This window comes from Curvibacter sp. CHRR-16 (genome assembly GCF_018474005.1).
In the GTDB taxonomy this organism is placed as follows: domain Bacteria; phylum Pseudomonadota; class Gammaproteobacteria; order Burkholderiales; family Burkholderiaceae_C; genus Allorhodoferax.
On sequence record NZ_JAHCSH010000015.1, the window covers coordinates 1 to 5601 of the forward strand.

Sequence of the window (5601 nt, forward strand, 5' to 3'; positions counted from 1 at the left end):
TGGTGACAACGTCTCCATCACTGTGAAGCTGATCGCTCCTATCGCTATGGAAGAAGGTCTGCGTTTCGCTATCCGTGAAGGTGGCCGTACCGTGGGCGCTGGCGTGGTCGCCAAAATCATCGCTTAAGCGAATAAGGAGTTGGAATGTCATCCAAGCAAAAAATCCGTATTCGTCTCAAAGCGTTTGATTACAAGCTGATCGACCAATCTGCCGCTGAGATCGTTGATACTGCCAAGCGTACTGGCGCGATTGTCAAGGGCCCCGTGCCCCTGCCGACGCGCATGAAGCGCTTTGACATCTTGCGCTCTCCGCACGTGAACAAGTCCAGCCGCGACCAGTTTGAGATCCGCACCCATCAGCGCTTGATGGACATTGTCGATCCTACCGACAAGACCGTCGATGCATTGATGAAGTTGGATTTGCCAGCTGGCGTTGATGTGGAAATCAAGTTGCAATAAGTGACTTGCGTAGTTGGTGAGAGCCAACTACAATACTTGGCTCTGCCTGTTTTTCAGGCAGGGCTTTTTAATATGCCTTCTGGGAAACGGTGCTTGCCAATTGAAGCAATGTGCTGCAGAAGTTCTGGAGAAAAAAATGAGTCTTAGCAATCATTTGGGATTGCTTGGCCGCAAGGTTGGCATGATGCGCCTATTCACAGACGACGGGGATGCTGTTCCTGTTACTGTGGTGGATGTGTCCAACAACCGCGTGAGCCAGGTTAAAACCCTCGACAAAGATGGTTACATCGCATTGCAACTGACATTTGGCGCACGCAAAGCATCGCGCGTGACCAAGCCCGTTGCAGGCCATTTGGCCAAAGCTGGCGTTGAAGCTGGCGAAATCAGCAAAGAATTCCACGTAACAGAGGAGGCTGCAGCCAAGTACGCAGCAGGTGCCACTGTGCCTGTGGCTGAGGTGTTCACTGTGGGTCAAAAAGTGGATGTGCAGGGCACTTCCATTGGTAAAGGCTACGCAGGCACTATCAAGCGCCACAACATGGGTTCGCAACGCGCATCCCACGGTAACAGCCGTTCGCACAATGTGCCCGGCTCTATCGGTATGGCCCAAGATCCCGGTCGCGTTTTCCCTGGAAAGCGCATGACAGGTCACATGGGCGATGAAACTGTGACGACACAAAACTTGGACGTGGTTCGTGTGGATGAAGCCCGTCAATTGCTGTTGATCAAGGGTGCAATCCCAGGATCCAAGGGTGGTTTCGTGACCGTGCGTCCTGCTGTGAAGGGAGCAAAATAATGCAAGTTGAACTCCTGAATGAGCAAGGGCAAGTCGCATCCAAGCTGGATGTGCCAGAGACTGTTTTTGGACGTGCTTACAACGAAGACTTGGTGCACCAAATCGTGGTGGCATTCCAAGCCAATGCCCGCCAAGGTACACGCGCTCAAAAAGACCGTGCCACTGTAGCCCACACCACTGCCAAGCCTTTCAAGCAAAAAGGCACTGGTCGCGCACGTGCTGGTATGTCTTCGTCGCCACTGTGGCGTGGGGGCGGTCGCATTTTTCCAAATAGCCCAGAAGAAAACTTCAGCCAAAAACTGAACAAAAAGATGTTCCGTGCTGGCATGGCCACTATCTTGTCGCAATTGGTGCGCGAAGGCCGTTTGGCTGTGGTGGAGTCCCTGAAGTTGGAAACGCCCAAGACCAAGCAATTGGCAGCCAAGTTCAAAGCCATGAATGTGGACTCTGTCTTGGTGATCGCTGACCAAGTGGACGAAAACCTGTATTTGGCATCTCGTAACCTGCCCAACGTGTTGGTGGTTGAGCCCCGTTACGCTGATCCGCTGTCCTTGGTTCACTACCGCAAGGTATTGGTGACTAAGGCCGCTATGGAGTCTCTGAAGGAGATGTACGCATGAGCCAAATCAAGCAAACCCAATTCGACGAAGGTCGTTTGATGCAAGTGCTCGTCGCTCCCATTGTGTCTGAAAAGGCCACCATGGTTGCAGAAAAGAGCAATGCAGTGACTTTCAAGGTATTGCAAGACGCTACCAAGCCTGAAATCAAGGCCGCCGTTGAACTCATGTTCAAGGTCGAAGTGCAAGGCGTCTCTGTGGTGAACACCAAGGGCAAAACAAAGCGTTTTGGCAAGTCGGTTGGCCGTCGTGACAACGTGCGCAAAGCATACGTCACCCTCAAGGCTGGCCAAGAGCTGAATCTCAGCGGAGAGGCTGCGTAATCATGGCTGTAATCAAGATGAAACCCACATCGCCAGGCCGTCGTGGCGTGGTGAAGGTTACACGTGACCATCTACACAAAGGTGCTCCTTTGGCATCGTTGCTGGAACCCCAATTCCAAAAGGCTGGTCGTAACAACAATGGTCACATCACAACCCGTCACAAGGGCGGTGGTCACAAGCATCACTACCGTGTTGTCGACTTCGTTCGCAACAAGGATGGTATTCCCGCAAAGGTTGAGCGTATTGAATACGACCCTAACCGCTCTGCGCACATCGCTTTGTTGTGCTATGCAGACGGCGAACGTCGTTACATCATTGCTCCACGTGGCTTGGAAGTTGGTGCTACCGTGATGAATGGTTCTGAAGCCCCTATCAAAGTAGGTAACACGCTGCCAATCCGCAACATTCCTGTGGGTTCAATCATTCACTGTGTCGAGTTGCAAGTGGGCAAGGGTGCGCAGTTGATCCGCTCCGCTGGCGCTTCTGCTACCTTATTGGCTCGTGAAGGTACTTACGCACAAGTTCGTATCCGTTCTGGCGAAGTGCGCAAAATTCACATAGATTGCCGCGCAACCATTGGTCAAGTGGCTAACGAAGAGCACAGTCTGCGTCAACTCGGTAAAGCCGGTGTGAAACGCTGGATGGGTATTCGTCCCACCGTTCGTGGTGTGGTAATGAACCCTGTTGATCACCCTCACGGTGGTGGTGAAGGTAAGACTGGTGAAGGTCGCCATCCTGTGGATCCATGGGGTAACCTCACTAAGGGCTACCGTACACGTAGCAACAAGCGTACACAAGTGATGATTGTGTCGCGCCGCAAGAAGTAAGGGGTAGGAGATGACACGTTCTCTCAAAAAAGGGCCATTCGTTGATCACCACTTGCTGTCTAAAGTGGAGAAGGCGATCGCTGGTAAAGACAAGAAGCCGATCAAGACATGGTCACGTCGTTCCATGATCTTGCCCGAGTTTATTGGCTTGACTATTGCTGTACACAACGGCCGTCAGCACGTGCCTGTGTATGTAACTGATCAGATGGTGGGTCATAAGTTGGGTGAGTTTGCGCTGACCCGTACTTTCAAAGGCCACCCCGCTGACAAAAAAGTTCAGAAAAAGTAAGGAGTCGCCATGGAAACTCGTGCAACACTGCGTGGCGTCCGTTTGTCTGTGGACAAAGGTCGCCTTGTGGCCGATCTGATTCGCGGCAAAAAGGTTGATCAGGCATTGAACATTTTGGCTTTCACGCAGAAAAAAGCTGCTGTGATCATCAAGAAAGTTCTGGAGTCTGCAATTGCCAATGCCGAGCACAACGATGGTGCTGATATCGACGAATTGAAGGTGAAAACCATCTACGTTGAGCAAGGTACATCGCTGCGCCGCTTCACTGCCCGTGCTAAAGGGCGTGGTAACCAAATCCGCAAGCCTACATGCCATGTGTATGTAGTCGTGGGTAACTGATAAGGCCAGGAAGATATGGGACAGAAAATCCATCCAACCGGTTTCCGTCTGAGCGTCAGCCGCAACTGGTCTTCTCGTTGGTATGCAAGTAATCGTGATTTCGCAGGCATGTTGGCCGAAGACATCAAGGTGCGTGAATACCTGAAAGAAAAACTCAAGAACGCTTCCGTAGCACGCATCTTGATTGAGCGTCCAGCTAAGAATGCTCGCGTGACCATTTTCTCTTCACGTCCTGGTGTCGTGATCGGTAAAAAGGGTGAGGACATTGAAAACCTCAAGCGCGATCTGAGCAAGCAGTTGGGTGTGCCAGTGGCTGTGAACATCGAAGAAGTGCGCAAGCCTGAAATCGATGCCAAGCTGATTGCTGACAGCATTACCCAGCAATTGGAAAAGCGCATCATGTTCCGCCGTGCGATGAAACGCGCTATGCAGAACGCCATGCGCATGGGTGCACAAGGTATCAAGATCATGTCCTCTGGGCGTTTGAATGGTATCGAAATTGCCCGTACCGAGTGGTACCGTGAAGGCCGCGTGCCACTGCACACACTGCGTGCGGACATCGACTACAACACCTCTGAAGCCAAGACAACTTACGGCATCATCGGTGTGAAGGTGTGGGTCTACAAGGGCGATACATTGGGCCGCAACGATCTGCCAGCAGTGGTGGATACCAAGCCCGAAGAAGAGCGCCGTCCTCGTCGCCGTGACGACCGCTCTGCACGTCCTGCAGCCAACCGTGGTCGCAAAGGTTCTTCTGGCGCACCTGCCGATGGCAGCGACAAACCAGCAGAAGCTTTGGGTGCTGATGCCAAAACAGCCGTTAAGCGCGTTCGCAAAGTAAGCGCGCCAGCAGCAGCAGCTGACGGAAAAGGAGAATAAGTATGTTGCAACCAGCTCGTCGGAAATACCGTAAAGAGCAGAAAGGCCGCAACACCGGCTTGGCAACTCGGGGTAACTCGGTTGCTTTCGGTGACTTCGGTCTGAAGTGTACTGACCGCGGTCGCTTGACTGCGCGTCAAATTGAATCCGCACGGCGTGCGATTTCTCGTCACGTCAAGCGTGGTGGTCGCATTTGGATTCGTGTGTTCCCTGATAAACCCATTTCTCAGAAGCCTGCTGAAGTGCGTATGGGTAATGGTAAGGGCAACCCGGAGTACTACGTGGCAGAGATTCAACCAGGAAAGATCGTTTTCGAAATCCTGGGAGTTCCAGAAGAATTGGCGCGTGAAGCGTTTCGTCTGGCCGCTGCAAAGTTGCCTTTGCGCACAACCTTTGTTAGCCGCATGATCGGCCAATAATGAGGGATACCAAAATGGCGAAAACTTCTGAACTGCGTCAAAAAGATGCTGCAGCATTGCAAACCGAAGTCAAGGAGCTCCAAAAAGCTTACTTTGGTCTTCGCATGCAAAAGGCTACGCAGCAGTTGAACAACACAGCGTCTCTGCGTGTTGCACGTCGTGATATCGCACGTGCAAAAACGATTCTCGCTGAGAAAACTGGCAAATAAGGAGCGATAAATGGTGGAAGCAAAAACATCGCTTAAGCGCACCTTGGTTGGTAAGGTTGTCAGCGATAAGCGTACAAAAACAGTCACAGTGCTTGTCGAGCGTCGGGTGAAGCATGAGTTGTACGGCAAGATTGTCGTGAAATCCAGCAAATACCACGCGCATGACGAGAATGGCGAATACAAACTCGGTGATATTGTTGAAATTACCGAGAGTCGCCCACTCTCGAAAACCAAAAACTGGGTTGCCACCCGGTTGGTTGAGAAGGCAGCTACTGTCTAATAAAAAAGCCACCCGAGGGTGGCTTTTTTCATGTGGCTGACCCGTCCTGCCGGAGGTTGACACCTTTTCATCACAGAAAAGGCAAGTCAAATGGAATCAGGCATCAAGAGAACGCAGAAGGACTACATACTGGCTTTTAAGCTGGCGGTGGTCGAGCAAGTGCA

General features: G+C 51.9%; 12 protein-coding genes. All 12 read left to right on the top strand.

Going from position 1 to position 5601, the window contains the following annotated elements:
- On the top strand, positions 1–127 hold a 127-nt coding region (locus tag KIK84_RS16325; RefSeq protein ID WP_445683271.1), incomplete at its 5' end, for an EF-Tu C-terminal domain-related protein.
- 17 nt (positions 128–144) lie between these two features.
- Positions 145–459: a 30S ribosomal protein S10 gene (gene rpsJ / locus KIK84_RS16330; RefSeq protein WP_214124186.1), complete on the top strand. Its 315-nt coding sequence runs from the start codon at positions 145–147 to the stop codon at positions 457–459.
- Positions 460–595: 136 nt separating this feature from the next.
- Positions 596–1255, top strand: a complete 660-nt coding sequence (gene rplC / locus KIK84_RS16335) for a 50S ribosomal protein L3 (RefSeq protein WP_214124187.1) — start codon at positions 596–598, stop codon at positions 1253–1255.
- Positions 1255–1875, top strand: a complete 621-nt coding sequence (gene rplD / locus KIK84_RS16340) for a 50S ribosomal protein L4 (RefSeq protein WP_214124188.1) — start codon at positions 1255–1257, stop codon at positions 1873–1875. The genes rplC and rplD overlap by 1 nt, the downstream gene beginning before the upstream one ends.
- Positions 1872–2195 carry a 50S ribosomal protein L23 gene (gene rplW, locus KIK84_RS16345; RefSeq protein ID WP_214124189.1) on the top strand — a complete coding sequence of 108 codons (324 nt, stop codon included), beginning with the start codon at positions 1872–1874 and terminating at the stop codon, positions 2193–2195. The genes rplD and rplW overlap by 4 nt, the downstream gene beginning before the upstream one ends.
- 2 nt (positions 2196–2197) lie before the next feature.
- Positions 2198–3022, top strand: coding sequence for a 50S ribosomal protein L2 (gene rplB, locus KIK84_RS16350; RefSeq protein ID WP_214124190.1), 825 nt, complete (start codon positions 2198–2200; stop codon positions 3020–3022).
- A gap of 10 nt (positions 3023–3032) precedes the next feature.
- Positions 3033–3311, top strand: a complete 279-nt coding sequence (rpsS, locus tag KIK84_RS16355) for a 30S ribosomal protein S19 (RefSeq protein ID WP_214124191.1) — start codon at positions 3033–3035, stop codon at positions 3309–3311.
- Between the two features lie 9 nt (positions 3312–3320).
- Entirely contained in the window at positions 3321–3650 is a 330-nt protein-coding gene (gene rplV / locus KIK84_RS16360; RefSeq protein ID WP_214124192.1) for a 50S ribosomal protein L22, read from the top strand.
- 15 nt (positions 3651–3665) lie between these two features.
- The gene (gene rpsC / locus KIK84_RS16365) at positions 3666–4529 is read left to right on the top strand and encodes a 30S ribosomal protein S3 (RefSeq protein ID WP_214124193.1); all 864 of its coding nucleotides are present in this window, start codon (positions 3666–3668) and stop codon (positions 4527–4529) included.
- A gap of 2 nt (positions 4530–4531) precedes the next feature.
- Positions 4532–4948, top strand: a complete 417-nt coding sequence (gene rplP, locus KIK84_RS16370; protein ID WP_214124194.1) for a 50S ribosomal protein L16 — start codon at positions 4532–4534, stop codon at positions 4946–4948.
- 14 nt (positions 4949–4962) lie between these two features.
- A complete protein-coding gene (gene rpmC, locus KIK84_RS16375; RefSeq protein ID WP_214124195.1) occupies positions 4963–5157 on the top strand; it encodes a 50S ribosomal protein L29 in 195 nt (64 codons plus the stop codon).
- A gap of 10 nt (positions 5158–5167) precedes the next feature.
- Positions 5168–5437 carry a 30S ribosomal protein S17 gene (gene rpsQ, locus KIK84_RS16380; protein WP_214124196.1) on the top strand — a complete coding sequence of 90 codons (270 nt, stop codon included), beginning with the start codon at positions 5168–5170 and terminating at the stop codon, positions 5435–5437.
- Positions 5438–5601 lie beyond the last annotated feature (164 nt).